The following is a 19,037-nucleotide window of genomic DNA, read 5'->3' as shown; positions in this document are numbered from 1 at the left end:
GACGCATCCGCAATGGACTTCATGGATGCAGCAGAGGAGAACAACGCTCAGGTCTGCGGAGGATCCGCACTCATGACCACCACTCTGGAATCCCAGAGAGAGCTCGTTGAGACCATCAAAGAGATGGAGGCACCCTACAAGGCAATCTTCGGAGGAGCACCCTGCTCCAAGGAGTGGTGCGACGAGATCGGGGCCGACGGATACTCTGAGACTGCAAACGAAATCATCACTCTGGTTGACCAGCTCACCGGAAACTGAATTAACACTCCATTGGTGATAACAAATGGCAGCAACAAGATTCCTGACAGTGACGGATGTCTATGAAAGATTCCTCAAGGGAAAGAAAGTACCTGAGGCAGACTGGGATTACAAGATCATCCCCGAGACAGCCACAGCAATGAAGGAGAAGTACAAGCTGAACTTCGGAAACAAATTCATTCCCGAAGACAACGAGACAAAGAACAACCTGTTCCAGGCAGGACTGGAGATGCTGTGCACCTGCGGATTCTACTGCCAGGACCTCGGCCGTGTAATGAAGTTCACGGAAGAGGAAATCTGGGAGGGAATCAAGAGGGCACCCAAAAAGATCATCCTCGGAGAGGGAAGGGACGTCGCCAGGTTCTACCCCAGGCACGGAAACGCACCCATCAAACCCGTCATCCAGGGAGGACCTACTGGATCCCCTATCTCTGAAGACGTGTTCGTACAGATCATGCAGTCCTACGCACAGGAGGGAATCGTTGACGACCTCGTTAACGGAGTTATGACCACCGTCGAGGGCAAGCCCGCCAAATCCAAGACCCCTTACGAGATCCGTGCAACAATGCAGGAGCTCAGGGCAACAAAGGAAGCAAGAATCAGAGCCCAGAGGCCCGGACTCGGTGTCTAGGGACCCGAGACTCCTCTGTCCGAGGCAGCAAGGCTTGTCGCAGACTGCCCCAACGCCGGACACAGGATCACAGACGCTCACGAGTGCTCTCAGCTGAACGAGCTGAAGATGGATATGACTGGATTGAACATGCTTGCCGGTTGGACAATCTCAGGCGACACCATCATGATCGAGCAGATGCCTATCTTCGGAGGATACTGCGGTAACCTTGAAGAGACTGCAATCTGTGACACAGCTACAACACTCGCATCCTTCGGACTCTTCTCCGGAAACTTCCACCTTGACGGACCTATCCACATCAGATGGGGAACCACCATGGCCAGGGAGACTCTCGCAGTAGCAGGACACGCTTGTGCGGCAATCGATAACAATACTGACCTCCTTCTTGCTAACCAGTATTATCCTGTCGCCGGACCCTGCACCGAGATGGGACTGATCGAGACCGCAGCCCAGGCAATCACCGACACCGCTTCCGGAAGAGAACTCCTCTCCGGATCTGCAGTCGCAAAGGGAGTTGTCCAGGACAAGACCACCGGAATGGAAGCCCGTGTCATGGGAGAGGCAGCAGCACAGACCGCAGGAATGAAGATCCCTGAGGTCAACGACATCCTCAAGAAGTTTGTCGAGTGGTACGAGCCTCAGTACACCTGCGCAGACCTCGGAAAGACCTTCCAGGAGTGTTACGATGTCAAGACCGTCAGGCCTACCAAGGAGTACCTCGAGGTCTACGACAAGGCAATCAAGCGCATGGCAGACTGGGGATTCGAGATCACCCCCTACAACACCGGTGTGATGTACGGCGGATACGACGACCCTAAGAACTACAGATACTGAGTATCTGCACTGAAGTCCGGTATCCGGGAAACCGGATACCGGCAAACTCCTTCTTTTTTTGCTAATTTATTCTTACTAAACATCATTATTCACCTAATTCTCCTTGATATCATCAGACCTTCCAAACACTCATTTATTTAGGGATAGTCAGATACTCGTTTCAGTTACACCCTCGGAGGATTAGAATGAGGTATGGAATTGCATTAGACTTGGGTACGAGCGGATTCCGCTGTCAGGCGATAGAGCTCGATTCCAAAAAGACTGTAGCGACAGCGGTTACAGAGCGTCATCCCATTCCTGGAATGAACGTTATCGATCACGTAAATTATGCAATGGAGGTTGGAGAAGACCTAGCCAACGGATTGATGGTTACCGCGGTGAACAACCTGTTCAAGCAGTTCAACATAGATCTTTCGAAAGTAGAGGTCATTGCAGTCTGCGGCAATCCGTTTCAGCTATCCCTCTTCCAAAACATCGAGATAAGAGACCTGGCGTATGCAGGAAAGAACAAGATCAAAGCATTGGGAATCGTATCCCCGGACAGGAATGGTGCAGTCATTGAAGCTTCATCCATCGGTCTTGTCAGCATGCCCAATGCCAAAGTCATCATCCCTCCAGCCGTTACCCATGAAATCGGTGCGGATGCCATCGCAATGATGATGATGACCGACATCTTGAAGGAAAAGGAACCTTGTATCGTCGTCGATTATGGAACCAATGCTGAGATGGCTTTGGTCGTCAACGGCAACATTTTCACCGGTTCTGCAGCAGCTGGACCTGCTTTGGAAGGACAGCAGATCGAAAGAGGAATGCTTGCCGCTCCTGGTGCCCTTAGCGAAGTAATGATCACAGACAAAGGCTGGAGATGCTTCGTTCTGGACGATACCATGGCGGCACAGGAAGGAGACCTGATCGATCCCCTAACAGGAAAGGTGATCGAAGAGGGGCCAATGCACGGGAAGGCTGTCGGTATCACAGGTACCGGAGTTATAGCCGCATTATCCAACGGTATGAAGACCGGAATCATTGCAAATTCCACCATCAACACAGAGGACGGATACCTCACACTTCAAGATGGAATCAGAATCAGCTCTAAAGATGTCGAGGAAGCTGGAAAAGCAATCGGCGCTCTACGCTGCGGATTCCTGACCCTCATGGATGCAGCAGGCCTTTGGGTAGAGGATGTCAAGAAAGCATATATGTCTGGAGCATCAGGTCTGTATGTAGATCCGATTAAAGCATTGGAGATCGGAATGGTTGCACCAGGTGCAAACGACATAATCCAATTTGGAAACACTTCCATCGGAATGGCTAGGAAGATCATATTCGGAGAGATCACTCTTGAAGAATTGAGAGAATTTGCCAAGAAATTGCTCGCACAGCATGTGATGTTCGCTACATCGGAATTCTTCAAGAATCTGTATTCCGTAGAATACTCCCTCTGGTGCGGAGGTATGCCCTGGAGTGAGTACAACAACATGCTGGCCATGTACAATGTCAAACCCATCCCAGAACAGGTGGATCCTGAGAATGTCAAACACAAGCGTCTGGCGAAGAGAGATCTCCCCGACACCGAAGAATGCAAGGTCCATATCATCCAGGCAGGAACGGTTACCACAGGTAAACTGGATGGATGCATCGGATGCAAGAAGTGCACGAAAGAATGTCCCGAGAAGGCATTATCAGTGACAGAAAAGAACGGCGAGATGTGGGCTGAGATCATGACAGACAGATGCGGAGGAACCGCTTGCAAGAGATGTGAGAGGGCCTGTCCAAAATCCTGTCTGCACACACTTGAGCTCAGACCTGTGGCCTGATAAACTACAAGCCGGCGTCCATTCGCCGGCATTTATTCTTTTAAAAAATAAGGCCCGTAGGGCCTTAATAAGTTTCAATCATCCTGGTTATAATCATCACGTCTGGGGATCCCCATACGCGAAGCGATCTCTGCCAAGATATCTTTCATCTCATAAACGTCGCTTCTGACCATAGCTAGCTGAGTCTTCAGAGCAGCAATCTGCTCCTCGTTCCTATTGATCTTATCCTGGAACTCTTTGCTGACTCCGGAAGCTTTAGCGGATCTGGCCCCATCAGCTTTCAGCGCTTTGATCTTGTTGATTGTGTTTTCCCTCTTGAAACGGAGCTTGTTTGCTTCCTCGGTAAGCCTAGTCTTCTCTCCGACATCGTCATTCATATCTGCCTCAACGATCTTGCTCTCCATAACGGTGAGACGCTCGGTCATGTTCTGAACCTCTGCGTTGAGTTCATCGATATCGTCTGACTCGGGGACCTCATACCCCTCATAAGCCTTGGCAGCAATGGCATTTCTGGCGTTGGTCTCATCCATCACTGTCTTTCTGTAATCCCTTCCGACCGGTTCGAATGAAGCACCGATTGCATAGACACTGGCGTTTAGATTCCTGCTTGCTAGCGGAAGCTCCAGCCCTGCCTCTATGTACGAGTCTTCAATCTCCTTTCTGCGAGCCCCATACTGTTCTATCGTGCGGTCGATCTCCTCGATGCACTGCTTATCTTCATCAGTAAGGTCTCCCTTCTGCAGTATGGACTCCTTCTAGGAACTCAGATGGGCAGCCTGTTTTCCTAGGAAACGAATCTCCCTCTCGTACTTGCTCGATGTCATTTGCTTACCTCTATGGTTGGAATAACATACTAATATATATAGAAGTCCTTTCACAGTCATTGAATGAAATAAAACACTGGATAGACCATATAAAATGGAATAAACAGTCATTTTAAACCACCAATCTCTTATTCACTTGATGCCTTCGAAAGAATATAGCAAAGGCGAACTTTGCTCAAAGGATGCCGATGATGATATCGATCTACAGGAGAAGATCCAATTGTTTCTTGAAGATCGCTCCATAGAAACTGTGACCGGCATACGCAGGATGGGCAGAGACAACTTAGTGGAATTTGTTTCTAAATTATCAAAACGGTCCGGAATTAACTGCTCCATTTATCCAGATACTTCTGGCGACACCATATTGTTCTACCATTGGGATGGTATGGAAGAACCTGTATCTGCCATATTGGCAGATAACCTCTGTAAGGACATCCTCTATGGACAAGACCTCTGCCACCAGGTTCCTGCAGTTGTCAGGTACAATGTTATGAAAAAGAAAGATTGAAAGGGTTTCTTGCGGCATGAGCCGCAAAAAGCTCACTCGATTGCTCCGGCAGGGCACTCGTCAACGCAAGCTCCGCACTCTGTGCAGACATCAGGGTTGATGACTGCGATATCACCGACGGTGATGGCGGACGAGGGGCATGCATCTGCGCATGCACCGCATGCGACACAATCTGCTTCGATAACTTTGGGCATTTCAATAACCTCTTAACAACGTGAAGAATTATTCTTTATTTAAAACAACCGTAGTATTAACTAGAATTTTTCTCAAATTTTTAGTAAAACCTAATATTTTTCTATCATTGTATTTAAAATAATGCTATAAGAATTACAGCAATCCTAAAAATCATCCAGTTGTGATTCGAAGATCAAATCAGCACTCAAAGACTGCCATTGACATTGTTGGCCTGCGTCGACATGACAATATCTACGTATTCTTTCACCCGAATCATTTGGGTTTTAAGACAAAACTAGGAGAACTAAGAAGATGTTCATGTTCCACGACTTTAACTATCAGTTTGGTATAGCGCATATGCGGGCATCAATATGACGATCTTTAACGCGGAAGGAAAGGAAGTATTCTATTCTGTGGATCGTAGTGAATGGCGCCAATGGCTGCAGGATAATTTTGAGACCGCTGAAGACATCTGGTTCGCTATGCCCCTCAAAGATTCTGAAAAGCCCGGCATAATCTATAATGATGCGGTAGAAGAAGCATTATGCTTCGGATGGATCGACAGCATCGCAGGGTCAATTGAAGGCTTCAATCTCAGACGCTTCACTCCCAGGAGGAAAGGGAGCACTTTCTCCAGACCGAATGTTGAACGCCTGATCTGGCTTGATTCCCAGGGGATGATTCATCCCAAAGTAAGGCCTGAAGTCGAGAAACTGATCACTGCAGAATATGTATTCCCAAAGGATATTATCAGGGCGATAAAGAAGGATGAGGAGGCTTGGGAGAACTTCCAGTCATTCTCCGATTCGTACAAGAGAATACGTGTCGCCTATATAGACGCCGCAAGAGGCCGTCCCAAGGAATTCAAGAAGCGTCTGAAGTACTTCATCGACAGGACACATCAGAACAAGATCATCATTGGCCACGGCGGAGTCGAGAAGTACTATTGATATAAAAGTCCTGTAAACTGGCCATGACCTCAATCAATGCCATTATCTATCCGTAATCGTTCATCGGAATGTTAGGAGATGGAGGGTGGCCGACGGTAATCCGCAAGGATGGCTGAGGAAGTTCCCTCCTCCAAGGGCAAGATGGACGGACGTAAGTCCGTACGGCGAGAGCTGTGGCAAGGGCCCAGAAACGACACAGTCCCGGTCAAGGATGATCCATGATCAAGATGGTGACATTCCCGGGGAATTGGTGAAACGGCGACCCCCCATCGGAGCAAGTTCATACAACGGGGAAGACCTGCCCGGGACCCGTGGGTAGAACGCGAAGTTGAATGCCACCTGAAACAGAAGGGGGGCTACTACCATCACCTGACACCCTCATCACTACGGAGCGATAACAATGATGCTGCAGCGCACACCGAAGGTCTCAAAGGAGACAGGTATCAGAACTGTACCCACACAGGAGACCTTGGACAGGGTCCTTCCCCTCCTTGGAATTGCAGGGATGGGAGAACCTGAAGACATCACCTCCAAAGACAACATCGGAATCCCGGTGTTCTCCATCGACAGACAGCACACTGCCTTGGGAAAGCCAAAATATTACAACGGAAAGGGACCGACGTTCGAACAGGCGAAAGCATCAGCCGTGATGGAAGCGATCGAAAGATATTCAGCAGAACAGCGTGAAACGGATGAGGTGGTCTACGGATCATACAATCAGGCTTCGGAAATCATGATGACATGCAACCCTGTTGATCTCATCCTTCCGCTCAGGATTCTCGACCAATACAACAGAGACAAGGAAATCGCATGGGTGGAGGCATACGAGATGTTCAGAGGCTGCCCCATTTGGGTTCCGGCATGTGCCGTCTTCTATCCATACTACCCCGATACCGACCTCCAGCTCTTCGCTTTCCACACCAACGGTATCGCAGCTGGAAACACAATCGAGGAGGCGATCCTGCACGCTCTGTTCGAAGATATCGAGAGAGATGCCTGGTCCATAGCAGAGTATAACGACCGCACCAATGCAGACGTGCTCATAAGGGATCAGGATTCGCTTCCTGCAAAACTTATCAAGAAATTCAGCGACCAAGGCATAGAGATACATCTGAAGGATCTCACATCCGACATAGGAATCCCTACCATAGGGGCTGCAGCAGACGATACCGCTACCAAGGACCCTGAGCTCCTTACCATAGGGGTGGGTACACACCTGGACCCGCAGATAGCTGCGATCAGGGCTATCACAGAGGTTGCACAGAGCAGGACCACCCACAAGCACGGAATGAAGATTAACGCCCAGCTACAGAAGATCACGCAAGACATGGGTTACGAGAAGATCAAGAAGGTCAACCACATGTGGTTCGGAGAGAATCAGAAGAAGATCTATCTCGAGGATATTCCTGATAAATCCACAGACTATGTGCTCGATGATATCGAGGTCGTCCTTCAGGCCCTTATGGATGCTGGATTCGATCAGGTTATCTGTGCGGATCTCACCCGTCCAGAACTCGGAATACCTGCGGTCAGAATGATCGTACCCGGGATGGAAGTTTGCACAATGGATGCTGAACGTGAGGGAGGAAGGCTCCGTGGAATGTGGCCTCCCCAGAGATAAGATGTTCGAAGGAATCAAGGCAGTTGGGTTCGATCTGGACGGAACATTCCTGAACACACATGTGGACTACCAGGCCGTCGATTTAGCGGACAAGGATGCTTGCCGCAGGCACGGCATCCCCTTCGATGAATTGGAATTCACTACCGTCAAGAGACTGAGGCAACCGATCAGAGATTGGCTGATATCTCATGGCAGGGAGAACGAGATACCTATCGTTGAAAAGGAGATAGATTCCGAGCTCACCAGGATCGAACTCGAACATGTGGATGAGGCAAGACCTTTTCCCGGTTCCCTGGAGTGTGTGAGGGAACTGAAATCCAGGGGATACAAGGTTGGTTTGCTGACCCGCGGCAGCCTTGAATACGGAGATACGGTCCTGAAGATGATGGGCATCAGAGACGAATTCGATGTCGTGGTTGGAAGGGATTACACAAATTACGACCATGCGAAACCGTCCCCCAAGGCCATGCAATACTTCGCTGACGAACTAGGGGTAAAGGCATCGGAGATACTGTACCTTGGCGATAACAGGACAGATTATTATTCGGCAAGGGATGCCGGTGCAGTGTTCGTCGGCGTACTCTCCGGATCAATGGACAGAGAAGGATGGCTCAAAGAGGATCCTGAAATGACCATGGTGCAATATGCCGGGGATGTCCTATCCCTGCTCTGATCCGATTATGGTTTTTACAAAAATGATCCCCGGGGTTCCCCGGGGAAATGAGTTTTAATCCGTGCTCACTGACTTCCGTCACCGAGCTTGTGGTGCCTGTCGAGGACCTTCAGGTGCTCCATCTCGTTGTACCTGAACCTCTTGAGGTTGTTCTGGAAGGTCTTGTCCTTCGGGAACATCTTCTTGACGGTCTGCAGGAGCATGCTTCCCATGGACATGATGGGCTTTCCGAGGTTGATTCCGAACCTGGTCATTCCGCAGACGACATGTCCGGGGTTGACTACATCATGGTGGTCCAGAACGGTCTTCAGTTCCCTCATCTTCTTGACGGTAGCGGAGTTGTGGATGACATCGAGCTGCCATGCGAAGAACACTCCCAGACCGGTGGACCTTCCGCCGAACTCAGCGGCCTTGTCTCCCATGTAGAAGTTGAATCCGAAGGGAAGCATTCCGGTGAGGACCTCATCGTCCTTGAAGTAGTAGGGCATGAACAGGGTGGTCGACCTGTCGACCATGACTCCGATGATTCCTCCGGGCTCCATGTTCATGGCATCGAATCCCTTGTAACAAACGTCAACATACTCTCCCCAGTTGTGGGCGGGAACGATGACCTCAGCAGGGATCTCTCCAACTCCGACCTTCCTTGCACGGAACTCGTAGCATCTCTCCTCCCACTCGTGCTCACAGATCTCAGCAGCGACTTTCCTTCCGCCGTTCTTCTCTGCAGCGGCATCTGCGAAGGCCTCTCCGAGATCGTTGTGGGCAGCATCTCCCTGGAATGTGATCAGGAAGATGTTCGTCACGTCGGGTGCATGGATTCCGGCCTTGCGCTGGTTCTGGAAGTGCATGTAGTCGGACCATGCGAGGTGCAGGGGCACAACGGAGGGGTCCTGTACGATCTCCTGCAGTGCAGGATCGGCACCAGCGAGGTTGTCGTACTCGTATCCGCAGAATCTGTACTCACCGAGAGGGTAGATCCTGAACGTGACATCGGCGAGGACTCCGAGAGTTCCCTCTGCTCCGGCGAAGAACTGATTGAGGTTGAATCCCATTCCGTAGGATCCGATTCCGTCGAAACCAGTGGTAACGATATCTCCGTTGTCTACGATGACATGTGAGTTCAGGATGTTGTCCTTAGCAGACTTGTACTTGTAGGAACCGATTCCCATACCGTTGGTTGAGATCCATGCTCCGATTGTTCCCGCGGGGAAACTGGAGGGGTATGATCCGATGATGTAACCCTTCTTCTCACATGCTTCAAGCAGTCTCTTCCATGTACATCCGGCCTGTACCCTGACGTACCTCTCCTCGGTGTTGATCTCAAGGACCTTGTTCATCTTGGAGGTCATATCGATGATGATACCGGCATTGGTGGGCATGCATCCTCCAAGACCCCAGGTAGCGTTTCCTCTGGGAGTCACGGGGATTCCGTGCTTGAATGCGATCTTCATGACTGCGGCGATGTGCTCAGGCTTCTCGGGCCTTACGATGACATCAGGGATGCAGTTGAATGCTACTCCGGCTTCCTTGGGGAGAGGAGCGAGATCATGACAGTAGATGATTCTGTCCATTCCGTTGGTGTTGACATTCTTCTTGCCTACAGCCTCCTCAAGCTCTGCTATGACGGCGGGGGTGACCTTTCTCATGAAATTGTGCTCCTGAGGTTTGACACCCATGTAACCCTCTGCGATCTTCTTGACGAAATTGTTGGTAGCCTCGGTGCGGTATTTGCTTGCACATTTGCCTGCGAACCTTCCTCCGAGCTCCTCTGCTTTGGCGACGAGAGCATCCAAATCGGATTCTCCGCCCCTGAGCTTGACTGCGACGGTTGTGCAGTCGGGAACGTTTCCTGCGAACTTATAGTCGGTCTCCTTGACAGCCTCGAGGAAGCTTGCCAGGTTCTTGACAGGGATGTAGAATGTAGGGTGCTTGGGGCACATGCATGCTGCACTCTCGATTCCGGTCCAAAGGTCATCCTCGATCTTCGTTGCACCCTCTGCGAGCGCCTCGGTGGCCTGCAGGTCCAGATCGACGAATTGCTCAGATCCCTGGAATGCAACGACCATCCTGTTGCAGTTGAATGAGATGTGGTAGGGCTTGACAGAAGGCTCCTGGGCGATCTTCTCAAGGAATGCCTGCATGGCTGCGGGTCCCTCGAACTTGTATGAGGCCGCACTCATTATTCCGGCAGGATAAATCTGCAGGGTAACTGCGGTAATGATTCCGAGCCTGGCTGCGGAAGCTACCATTGTCTGTGTGAGGTTGTATCCTGACATGTAGTAGCCTATGATGTCATATCCGGTCTCGATAAGGGAACCGGTGTAGTCTACCGCATAAACATTGTAGACATTGTCCTTGACGGTTCCGTACTTGTATGAACCGACTCCGGGTGCCTCTGAGTAGACCCAACTCTCGACTGTGGCATCCTTTCCAGCGGGGATGGCTCCAAGGAAGAATCCCTTCTCCTCCAGAGCATTCTCGAGATCCTCGACCTTGCATCCTACCTGGACCTTGACGGTCATGTTCACGGTGTCGATGAACTCGATTGCCTTCATCTTGGAGAAGTCGAAGACGACATCGTAGTCTCCGCAGTGCTTGGCGGCCTTGGTGGTCACTGCGCCATTGGCAGCGATTATTGCCTTGACTGCAGCACCTACATCGGCATCGCATGTGGGTGTGATGATTGTCCTCTCTCCCTTCGTTATCTTGTCTGCTCCGATGACACCGGCGATACGGTCCAGAACCTCATCGGAAACAGGTCCTTCTTTGTACTCAACTGCTTTCATTAGTTAGCCTCCATAGCGTTCGCTTTGGCTCTATGTGTGCGCGACCTTCTTTATTTAATATAAAGGAACCTCTAAAATCCAAACAAAAAATGAGATAAAATGAGATTGCTTACCTGTGCTGTCCGCCGGCGATTGATTTCAAAAGGTCAATCGTCTGAATGGTGTCATTTTGGCTTTTTTGATAAGGGTTCTCAGAAGTCTATCATCTGCCTTGAAGAGATGAGTATAGCACTTACAATCCGAACAGCCGAATCCTTTGTGAGACGGTTCCATCCCCGCATCCATCGCCATCTTGGCAAGATTGCATTCCTCGATGTAATCCGGATATGAAATGTATGCATCTACCGAATCTGCTACTGTAGTGATGTAGTCGGCATGCCATTTCAGGACCTTATCCTTCCGCATATGCCTAGCAGTTCTAGAATCAAGTCCACCGAGTGCGCTGCCCACGTAGCAATACACCCCTTTCTCAAAATGTAAGATGCCCAAGGCTCCGACCTTTATGTCCTGGTCGGAACCAAGGGATATTGCGAGCACGTATGTGCCCTTGCGGATCATTGTTTCTTCGAGTCCTCGTACTCGACCTGCGAACGGGTCTTGATACGGATAACGACACTGCTGTCGTCAATCCTGGAAGGCTCAATGTACGCGACCTCCCCCAACCTGCGCCCGTAGACCTTGACGTTCTCGAGATAGTCCTTGTGCTCGGCGTAAGGAATCTTGACCCTAAGGCCATCCAGATGCAGAACCATCGGTGCGGGTCTGAGGCACATGTCTATAGGCTCGTACTCCTGCAGTATCTGCTTGACCTCTGCCGGATGGACGAACAATGGATCCTCTTCGATAGAGAGCTTCTTGTCCTTGAGGACAGCCTCCAGCGTATCGCAGATCTCGTCGAGCTTCGCCCTTTCGTCCGCGTCCTTCATCCTTGCCGCCTTCCTTCCGACACCGGTGACCAATGCGTCGTATGTATCCTCTACGCCCTCGGGTTTCGGTCCGGAGACCAAAACCACAGGGACATGGAGGTCCTTGATCAGATCGGTCTTCTTCTCGACACAGGGCTTGAAGTTACCTAAGCATACGACGCAGGCGTCGTACTCGTCGATAATCGCCTTCTCGGAAGCGGAGATTTGCGAGGTGTTCTTCCCACGTCCTCTGGCCAATCCCATGACGACCGTGACTGCTCCCGCTCTCCTGAGGATCTCGGCGACATCACAGATGGGATGCGGCATGTGATGCCTTCCCAGAGTTGGTCCGACGACCGCTATCTCCGTACCGGCCAAAGGAACCTCTTTGACGGTGCCTCCGATCTCCGTACAGAGCTTGGTTATCTCCTCCCTGTCCTCTTCGGGCACTGACATGATGACCGTGAGCATCTGGGAGCTCCTGTTCTTTTGGAGCACTGCTCCTCCGACATCCTCTATCATCTCGAACAGCTCGTCGGAACGATAGATTCCTCCATCGTACATCATTACCTCAAACATCAGGCGGAACCTCCCATCTCTTTGTGGACAGCGTATCCTTCATCCATCATCTCGGGCTGCATGAGCTCCTCGGTGGCGATGATGGTTATTACTCCTCCGTCTATGAGCGTGCGACGGTTCTTGATGCCTTCGGGCATAGACCTCCAGATCGCACCCATAATCTCCCTCAGATCCTGTTCACCAGAGGCGATGACCATATCCTGCAGCTCGGACATCTTGGCATTGGCTACCTCGATATCGAACCTGGTCTGCTGAACGACCTTGTTCCTTCCGTATTTGGTCCAAAGTTCTCTGAGTATATCCGGTGCGTAACGCTCCTGGGTGATGGTGATGTAAGTCGTGCTCCCTTCCTCTCTCACGTTGGCGACATCGACTACGGTCTTGTTTCCTGGATCCGCCTTCAGCACGATGGAGAAGATGAACAACGGCACTTTGGGCTTCAGCACCAATTTGGCCTTGTCTATCAGGACGGCCTTGTTGAGGTCGCTCATCGTGTCCTCGAACAGCTTCTTGTATGCCACGTCCCCGAACGGGTCGTCCCCTACTACTGTTACGTCCATGAGATCCCTCACAGGAATCCTGAGCTCAGCAATGCACCGCCGACTGCTCCGATGTATTGGGAGTCCGGCGGAACGATAGGTTGCTCTCCGAGGACCTCTCCGATCTGTGTGACCAATCCAGAGATCAGCGATGTTCCTCCGACCTGGATGATCGGATGCCTGACGTCGATCTCTTGGAGCTGCTGCTCATAGACCTGCTCGGCGACCGAGTGACAAGCTGCACAGGCCACATCCTCGAACTTCTTTCCCTCTCCGAGGGTCGTGACGAGGTCCTGGATACCGAAGACCGAACAGTAGGAGTTCATCTTAGCGTTCCTCCAGTCTCCCTGGTCGGCCAGCCTTCCCAACTCCGTGATATCGATCTTGAGTCTGTTCGCTGTCATCTGAAGGAACCTTCCTGACGCACCAGCGCAGATTCCTCCCATTGTGAAGTTATCGGGGATACCGTCCCTGACGGTGATGGCCTTGTTATCCATTCCTCCGATATCGATGATCGTCGCCTCTCCCTTCTGTTTGTTGGCAAGCCATACTGCCCCTTTGGAGTTGACAGTCAGTTCCTCCTGGACAAGCTTTGCCTTGAAGTGCTCTCCGAGGGTGAAACGTCCGTATCCGGTAGTTCCTATTGCCTCTATCTGGTCGAGGGTCACGCCTGCCTGCTCCAATGCGTTGTTGAGAACCTGCGTGGCGGATTCGACGACGACCGCTCCAGATGGAGTCCAGTCCTTTCCGATGATCTTGTTGTTCTCCATGACCACTGCTTTAGTGGTTGAAGAACCGGAGTCGAGTCCAACAGTGAGTCCGGTCTGTCTCTCCCTAGCCAGAAGCTCCTTCCTTGTAACGATGGTGACCAGCGCCTCCATCCTTGTCAGGAGCTGTGATGCCTTGAGCCTCTCTGTGAACGAATAGGTGACAACAGGCAGATTGGTATGCTCCTGGATGTACCTCCTGAGCTCGTTCCTAACGAGTGCGGCCTCTGCACACCTGAAACAGGTTGTGATGAACACCGCATCCGCCTCGTATCTTCCGGAGGCCAGTGCTTCTGCCCTAGCGATCATGAGCTTGAGCTGTGGGGAACGGGGCTTGAATCCGAAGTCCGCGACAGCCTTATCGATGTCTGCAGAGGATACGTCGGGATAGACGATGGTCGCACCGACCGATCTTGCCGCCTTCTCGATCTCATACTGGACACTGCTGTACTCCGTACCGCAGGATAGCTGTGCAATCTTGATTGTCATTTCAACCCCTCCATCCATTCTTTGGCCTGAGCTACGAAGTTCACTGCCTCCTCATCCGTCTCAGGATACTTCACCGAGAGGGTGGGGATACCGCGCCTGTGGATCAGGTACTTCACCATGAGGTTGGAACGCTCGCAACCTACACATCCGAAACTGTATGGACAATCCTCCATGATGATGGCTGCATCGGCCGCCTCTATGAGAGGACCCCAGAGTGCAAGTCTGCCCCTTACTCCTGAAGGAACCTCGATACCTGCGTACTTGAGTCCCTTTACCACATCGTCGAGTGTGACGTTCATGGGCGGCATGTCAACCTCCAGATTGTCAACTCTTTCCTGAATTGCCGCCATCGTACTGAGCGGTTCGTGCCCAAACCTCTCGACCAGATCGAAAAGGACCAGGCTGTTTGGGGGATCTATGAAGATCTTCATCAGTGCACCTCGCATATCTTCTTGAAAGCGTTTACATCAAGACGTTTCTTGTTCTTTTCGGGTTTATATTTGGCCCCTTTGTCGACCTGCTCCAATCCGTATTGGATCTTTGACAGCAGTGCCCACTCTTCCTCGAGCTGTGCGTATCCAGGCCTTGTACCGTGCTGGGCGCGGCAGCGGCGTGGGTCACTGCACCTGTAAGCCCTAATCTTCGAGAAGACCTCGTTGGGATAGGTCTCCCTGACCTTTGCCAATATCTGGAGGTTCTCTTTCCTGGGTGCCTCGACGAGGCATCCGTAGCATGTCTCCTTGACCAATGCCTTGTCACCGAAGGAATGCACCATACGGACGAGCTGGTCCGGAGTGAGCATAGACCTGGGTGAGATCATGTAGAGCCTGGTCTCCCTTTCTTCGCTCATAATTCAACCTCCCTTATGTAGACGACATCATCGTCGTTCAGATCCTTCATCAATCTGTCCAGATCGTCGTCGAATTTGCCAATGATGTTCGTTCCGTACGGCTCTTCACCCGTAGGTCCGTACTCCTTGCTGTCCTGCAGCCTTATTCCCATGAGACCGTGATGAGGTCTGGCCTGGTTTGTGATACCGATATCCCCGCGCTTGCATTTCTTAAACTGCACATCGTGGGGGACGATGTCCTTGCCTCTCATCTCGTCCCCGTAGAACGTGACCATCGGAAGTCCTTCGAATGTGAACTGGACGGTCATGGAACCTACAGGTTTGTGGCTGAGTCCGGTGATCTTTCTGAAATAGTGCACGCTTCTGGGATCTTCCTGCTGCTGCAGCGTGATCTTGAAGACTTTGTCCTTAGGGACTCCCTTAACAGTTACCTTTCCCTCTTTGAGGGCAGTGACGGTCTGTTCGGGGGTCTGCTCGACGATGATTGCATCGTCCGAAGTATCCCCTTCCTTCTCGGCCTTTATGCCTGCTTCCTTGAGGAATTTGATACCATCCTTCATGGTCATTCCCACAGCCAATGCTCTGGGGGGATTGGTGGTGATCGTGAAGATGTCGTCCTTCTTCGCATATTCGACAATGGCCATTCCGTTGGTCACGTTACCTGCGATATTATGCGAAACGGATTGCTGCCTCCTGTCCTTCAGGATGTACAGTCTTCCCTGACCTACACCTTCCGATCTGACAGCGACACAGCCTTTATCCCTGATTCCCGTATCCTCCGGAGGTATCTCGACATCGAGATCCTCTGAACATGCGATGAAACTTCCTGTGACGTCGGTTGCCTTCATGTATCCTGAAGATGACAGCACCAAGATGTGCTCTGCCGAGGCCGGACTCTTCTCATCGAGATCGATGGAGACCATCGTCTCGATCTTGTATCCGTCTTCCAGCTTCATCTTCAGATCCTTGGTGACTATCACATTCTCGGTACTGATCTCGGACATCATAGGGCGGATCGAGATGATGCCGTCCCCTTCCTTGAACAGATTGAGCAGATGCCTTCCTACAGTTACCCTTCCGATTACAGCCTTTCCTGCGCCGTAAGACCCTTTGTGATTATCCTTGGCTATCATCATGTAGGTCGTACTGTTATCGAATCCTCCCAGAGAGAGGAAGCAGTCGTACATCCTGTATCCGTTCTCGCTTCTGTCCACTTTCAATTCAGTGGGGAACGATCCGAATGCTATGATGTTGTGGGTGACCCATCTGGACGTAACGCCAGGAATTTTATCGGTGATCAAGGCCTTCCACATCCTGGCCTCGGGCGAGTCATTGAGATGAATCACGAGAGTTCCGCGTGTTGTCTCGACTTCGAAGTCGCTGGTCTCCTGTACCAATTTCTCTTCGGACAGATGAACTGCGATGAGCGTATCCTTGTTGTAGATCTCATCGGCGATGGCGCTCTTCAAAGTGGCTCCCTTCTTGAGCTCCTTCTCCCTGCCGTTGACTATGACCTTCATTGCCCATCACGCTCCGGAAGCATGGACTGGACCTTGGACACGATCTCGTCCAGTTTGTCCTGGGAACAGGTGACTCCCCTGACGACACCGTTCACGATCTCTATGATTGTTCCCTTGGTGTCGATCTTGTCTTCTGGGGGCATGACCGCCTTTGTCTTGATTCCTACAGCGGCAAAATCCTCATAGTCAACCGGACACTGCGCCACAATGATAGCGGGTATGTCAACGTTTCTGAGGATAAGTCTCGCCTTGTATACGATATGCATACGCACATTACCTAAGTGGATGAGGGCGACCTTGAACTGCTGGATCCTCTCGACCTCGATAGGATCGAGTCCGAAGTAGCTTCCGGTCGTCATGTCCGGGGCGTCAGCTGGTACCCCGGAACCTGCATTGACCACCATCACGCTTGTGTCAATGCCTTCCTCACGGAGAGCATAGGTGATCTCACAGACCGGCTTGGTGATGTGCCTTCTGCTAGGACCCATCGCGATAGCGATTACGTCCTTGCCGGACTCGGACAGGGTCGCCCTTGCGGCGAGTCCTCCTCCGGCCCCGAGACCCATCGACTCCCTGCACTCCACGAAGCTGAGATGTCTTCCCATCTGCTGCTTCATGTTCATTCACCTTCTGGTACCGGCTCCTTCTCAAATGATTCAAGGATCTCTTTGGGATCCCCGAGAGCTTGGATCTTTCCGCCCTTCATGAAGGCAGCACGGTCGCAACAGTTGAGAACGAAGTCCATGTCATGGCTCACGACAACGAACGTCTCTCCCAGTGTATCCCTGGCCCTTATGACGGACTTAGCGATGATCGTCTTTGTGATAGGATCCATAGTTCCTGTGGGTTCGTCCAAGATGATGATCCTAGGCTCCTTGATCAGGACCTGGGCGAATGCGATTCTCTGACATTCTCCTACTGAGAGCGAGTCAGGATATGAATACAGGATCTTCTCGATATCCGATTTGGGGAATCCGACACTGATCAATACCTGTATGGCCTTGACCTTTGCCAACTCCGCGGGCATCTTCATACCGATACATGTACTGAGGTTCTGAAGAACGGTATCGAAGGGGTAGAGTGTGTACTCCTGGTGAAGGAAACCGATGTAGGGTGTTGCCCTACCCTTACCCATGTATCCTTCCTCTGACATGTTGACCCAATCCTCTCCGATCCTGACCTTGACCTCTCCTCCGGTTGCTGGGGACATTCCGGCGATCATACGGGATGTTGTTGTCTTACCTGCTCCGGAATAACCGACCAGAGCGAAGATCTCCTTCTCCTTGATATCGAATGTTATTCCGTCAACGGCCTTGACTACTCCTCTGACAACAGAGAAGAAGTGCTTCTTTGCATCGTTACATACGATCAGAGGCTCTCCGACCTGTGCGTGGCTTGTCTTCTCGAAGTGGTAATCTTTCATGAAGGTCTCGGCGACCTCTTTGGGATTGCCCTGCAGAAGGACGTTACCTGAATCCATGAGCATGGCTTCATCCGCCATCCTCTCAATGGCCTCTGGCCAGTGTGATGCGAAGACCATTGCGATTCCGTTCTTCTTGACGTAATCAATCAATCCTTTGTGGACTGTCTCCGCAGTTGTCGGATCCAGTGTACCTGTGGGCTCGTCGGCAAGGAAGAACAGAGGTTTTTTCGCAAGCTGCCTGGCCATAACGACACGCTGCTTCTCTCCTCCAGAGAGATCCCTAGCTATGTGAGTCGTCCTGTGCGTCATATCGACGAGTTCAAGCATCTCTATAGCGCGCTGGATACGAGCATCGCCCTTAACATCATCCGGGATAGCTTCCATGACATTCTCTATAACGGTCATGTCTCCGAAAAGGGCGAATGTCCTCTGAAGCATGATCGAGATGCGCCCCTTGATCTCCAGTCTGAGTGGATCGTCCATCTTGAGAGACCAGAAATCTATGGATTTGGTATCAGTCTCTCCACCGCACCTCGTACACTTCTGCCCTTTGTAAGGCAGGTCCAGATTGCCGCATTTTTTACACTGGTTAAGATTGAAAATAACGCGACCGGAATCGGGTTTGTAATCATCGTTACCCCTGAGTATGTGAATCAGGACACTCTTTCCTGCTGCGCTTTTACCGATCAATCCTAGTATTTTTCCAGTCGTCAACTTCGCACTGACATTGTTGAGAGTGACACGCCCGTCATAGGTCTTGGTCACATTCTCGATAACCAGAAGTTCTACCGACTCTTGAGCCATGTGCCAAAGTATCCTGTCCCTTCTTATAAACTGTCGTACGCGCGAGTAGGATAAGCTGTCTAAAAACCATCGCTGGATGGATGTA

Annotated in this window: 18 protein-coding genes, 1 other RNA gene and 1 pseudogene; 8 read left to right on the top strand and 12 right to left on the bottom strand. The window is 51.3% G+C overall.

Annotated elements, in window-relative coordinates:
• From E7Z62_07795 to E7Z62_07785, 3 genes and pseudogenes are all read left to right on the top strand, one after another.
• Positions 1-258, top strand: a 258-nt coding sequence (locus E7Z62_07795; protein ID MBE6523005.1) for a dimethylamine methyltransferase, incomplete at its 5' end; no start/stop codon positions are given.
• A 25-nt stretch (positions 259-283) separates the two neighbouring features.
• Positions 284-1,723, top strand: a pseudogene (locus tag E7Z62_07790) (monomethylamine:corrinoid methyltransferase).
• Positions 1,724-1,908: 185 nt separating this feature from the next.
• Complete coding sequence (locus E7Z62_07785) at positions 1,909-3,540, top strand: methylamine methyltransferase corrinoid protein reductive activase (protein ID MBE6523004.1); 1,632 nt, start codon at positions 1,909-1,911, stop codon at positions 3,538-3,540.
• A gap of 74 nt (positions 3,541-3,614) precedes the next feature.
• On the opposite strand, the gene E7Z62_07780 is transcribed toward E7Z62_07785, so the two are convergent.
• Positions 3,615-4,070, bottom strand: a complete 456-nt coding sequence (locus E7Z62_07780; protein MBE6523003.1) for a hypothetical protein — start codon at positions 4,068-4,070, stop codon at positions 3,615-3,617.
• A 433-nt stretch (positions 4,071-4,503) separates the two neighbouring features.
• Between E7Z62_07780 and E7Z62_07775 the strand changes: the two genes are divergently transcribed.
• Positions 4,504-4,872 (top strand): hypothetical protein, encoded by a 369-nt coding sequence (locus E7Z62_07775; GenBank protein MBE6523002.1) that lies wholly within the window; start codon positions 4,504-4,506, stop codon positions 4,870-4,872.
• Positions 4,873-4,904: 32 nt separating this feature from the next.
• On the opposite strand, the gene E7Z62_07770 is transcribed toward E7Z62_07775, so the two are convergent.
• Entirely contained in the window at positions 4,905-5,066 is a 162-nt protein-coding gene (locus E7Z62_07770) for a 4Fe-4S dicluster domain-containing protein (protein MBE6523001.1), read from the bottom strand.
• A 351-nt stretch (positions 5,067-5,417) separates the two neighbouring features.
• Between E7Z62_07770 and E7Z62_07765 the strand changes: the two genes are divergently transcribed.
• The 4 genes from E7Z62_07765 to E7Z62_07750 all read left to right on the top strand — a co-directional run bounded on the left by E7Z62_07765 (position 5,418) and on the right by E7Z62_07750 (position 8,290).
• On the top strand, positions 5,418-5,996 hold the full coding sequence (locus E7Z62_07765) for a hypothetical protein (GenBank protein MBE6523000.1): 579 nt from the start codon (positions 5,418-5,420) through the stop codon (positions 5,994-5,996).
• A gap of 73 nt (positions 5,997-6,069) precedes the next feature.
• Positions 6,070-6,367: RNase P RNA component (gene rnpB, locus E7Z62_07760), an RNA gene on the top strand.
• A gap of 29 nt (positions 6,368-6,396) precedes the next feature.
• Entirely contained in the window at positions 6,397-7,617 is a 1,221-nt protein-coding gene (locus E7Z62_07755; protein ID MBE6522999.1) for a YcaO-related McrA-glycine thioamidation protein, read from the top strand.
• A complete protein-coding gene (locus E7Z62_07750; GenBank protein MBE6522998.1) occupies positions 7,565-8,290 on the top strand; it encodes an HAD family hydrolase in 726 nt (241 codons plus the stop codon). Before E7Z62_07755 ends, E7Z62_07750 begins: the two co-directional genes overlap by 53 nt.
• Before the next feature lie 65 nt (positions 8,291-8,355).
• Here E7Z62_07750 and E7Z62_07745 read toward each other — a convergent pair whose 3' ends face one another.
• From E7Z62_07745 to atwA, 10 genes are all read right to left on the bottom strand, one after another.
• Entirely contained in the window at positions 8,356-11,076 is a 2,721-nt protein-coding gene (locus tag E7Z62_07745; protein ID MBE6522997.1) for an FAD-binding oxidoreductase, read from the bottom strand.
• A 138-nt stretch (positions 11,077-11,214) separates the two neighbouring features.
• On the bottom strand, positions 11,215-11,634 hold the full coding sequence (locus E7Z62_07740; protein ID MBE6522996.1) for a GIY-YIG nuclease family protein: 420 nt from the start codon (positions 11,632-11,634) through the stop codon (positions 11,215-11,217).
• Positions 11,631-12,560, bottom strand: a complete 930-nt coding sequence (locus E7Z62_07735; protein MBE6522995.1) for a methanogenesis marker 7 protein — start codon at positions 12,558-12,560, stop codon at positions 11,631-11,633. The genes E7Z62_07740 and E7Z62_07735 overlap by 4 nt, the downstream gene beginning before the upstream one ends.
• On the bottom strand, positions 12,560-13,120 hold the full coding sequence (locus E7Z62_07730) for a methanogenesis marker 17 protein (GenBank protein ID MBE6522994.1): 561 nt from the start codon (positions 13,118-13,120) through the stop codon (positions 12,560-12,562). Before E7Z62_07730 ends, E7Z62_07735 begins: the two co-directional genes overlap by 1 nt.
• An 8-nt stretch (positions 13,121-13,128) precedes the next feature.
• Complete coding sequence (locus E7Z62_07725) at positions 13,129-14,355, bottom strand: methanogenesis marker 15 protein (protein MBE6522993.1); 1,227 nt, start codon at positions 14,353-14,355, stop codon at positions 13,129-13,131.
• Positions 14,352-14,786, bottom strand: coding sequence for a methanogenesis marker 5 protein (locus tag E7Z62_07720; protein MBE6522992.1), 435 nt, complete (start codon positions 14,784-14,786; stop codon positions 14,352-14,354). Before E7Z62_07720 ends, E7Z62_07725 begins: the two co-directional genes overlap by 4 nt.
• On the bottom strand, positions 14,786-15,205 hold the full coding sequence (locus tag E7Z62_07715) for a DUF2102 domain-containing protein (protein ID MBE6522991.1): 420 nt from the start codon (positions 15,203-15,205) through the stop codon (positions 14,786-14,788). Before E7Z62_07715 ends, E7Z62_07720 begins: the two co-directional genes overlap by 1 nt.
• On the bottom strand, positions 15,202-16,725 hold the full coding sequence (locus E7Z62_07710) for a methanogenesis marker 3 protein (protein ID MBE6522990.1): 1,524 nt from the start codon (positions 16,723-16,725) through the stop codon (positions 15,202-15,204). Before E7Z62_07710 ends, E7Z62_07715 begins: the two co-directional genes overlap by 4 nt.
• A complete protein-coding gene (gene mcrC, locus E7Z62_07705) occupies positions 16,722-17,342 on the bottom strand; it encodes a methyl-coenzyme M reductase I operon protein C (protein MBE6522989.1) in 621 nt (206 codons plus the stop codon). Before mcrC ends, E7Z62_07710 begins: the two co-directional genes overlap by 4 nt.
• A gap of 2 nt (positions 17,343-17,344) precedes the next feature.
• Entirely contained in the window at positions 17,345-18,952 is a 1,608-nt protein-coding gene (atwA, locus tag E7Z62_07700; protein ID MBE6522988.1) for a methyl coenzyme M reductase system, component A2, read from the bottom strand.
• Between the last annotated feature and the right edge of the window lie 85 nt (positions 18,953-19,037).

It is taken from the genome of Thermoplasmata archaeon (genome assembly GCA_015063285.1).
Taxonomy (GTDB): Archaea; Thermoplasmatota; Thermoplasmata; order Methanomassiliicoccales; family Methanomethylophilaceae; genus Methanoprimaticola.
Note: the sequence above shows the minus strand (reverse complement) of the source record. Positions and strands in the feature narration are given on the sequence as shown.

Excerpts from the sequence above, each read along its gene's own strand:
- E7Z62_07785 (MBE6523004.1), top strand. The coding sequence starts at position 1,909 with ATGAGGTATGGAATTGCATTAGACTTGGGTACGAGCGGATTCCGCTGT.
- E7Z62_07780 (MBE6523003.1), bottom strand. The coding sequence starts at position 4,070 with ATGGATGAGACCAACGCCAGAAATGCCATTGCTGCCAAGGCTTATGAG.
- E7Z62_07775 (MBE6523002.1), top strand. The coding sequence starts at position 4,504 with ATGCCTTCGAAAGAATATAGCAAAGGCGAACTTTGCTCAAAGGATGCC.
- E7Z62_07770 (MBE6523001.1), bottom strand. The coding sequence starts at position 5,066 with ATGCCCAAAGTTATCGAAGCAGATTGTGTCGCATGCGGTGCATGCGCA.
- E7Z62_07765 (MBE6523000.1), top strand. The coding sequence starts at position 5,418 with ATGACGATCTTTAACGCGGAAGGAAAGGAAGTATTCTATTCTGTGGAT.
- E7Z62_07755 (MBE6522999.1), top strand. The coding sequence starts at position 6,397 with ATGATGCTGCAGCGCACACCGAAGGTCTCAAAGGAGACAGGTATCAGA.
- E7Z62_07750 (MBE6522998.1), top strand. The coding sequence starts at position 7,565 with ATGCTGAACGTGAGGGAGGAAGGCTCCGTGGAATGTGGCCTCCCCAGA.
- E7Z62_07745 (MBE6522997.1), bottom strand. The coding sequence starts at position 11,076 with ATGAAAGCAGTTGAGTACAAAGAAGGACCTGTTTCCGATGAGGTTCTG.
- E7Z62_07740 (MBE6522996.1), bottom strand. The coding sequence starts at position 11,634 with ATGATCCGCAAGGGCACATACGTGCTCGCAATATCCCTTGGTTCCGAC.
- E7Z62_07735 (MBE6522995.1), bottom strand. The coding sequence starts at position 12,560 with ATGTTTGAGGTAATGATGTACGATGGAGGAATCTATCGTTCCGACGAG.
- E7Z62_07730 (MBE6522994.1), bottom strand. The coding sequence starts at position 13,120 with ATGGACGTAACAGTAGTAGGGGACGACCCGTTCGGGGACGTGGCATAC.
- E7Z62_07725 (MBE6522993.1), bottom strand. The coding sequence starts at position 14,355 with ATGACAATCAAGATTGCACAGCTATCCTGCGGTACGGAGTACAGCAGT.
- E7Z62_07720 (MBE6522992.1), bottom strand. The coding sequence starts at position 14,786 with ATGAAGATCTTCATAGATCCCCCAAACAGCCTGGTCCTTTTCGATCTG.
- E7Z62_07715 (MBE6522991.1), bottom strand. The coding sequence starts at position 15,205 with ATGAGCGAAGAAAGGGAGACCAGGCTCTACATGATCTCACCCAGGTCT.
- E7Z62_07710 (MBE6522990.1), bottom strand. The coding sequence starts at position 16,725 with ATGAAGGTCATAGTCAACGGCAGGGAGAAGGAGCTCAAGAAGGGAGCC.
- mcrC (MBE6522989.1), bottom strand. The coding sequence starts at position 17,342 with ATGAAGCAGCAGATGGGAAGACATCTCAGCTTCGTGGAGTGCAGGGAG.
- atwA (MBE6522988.1), bottom strand. The coding sequence starts at position 18,952 with ATGGCTCAAGAGTCGGTAGAACTTCTGGTTATCGAGAATGTGACCAAG.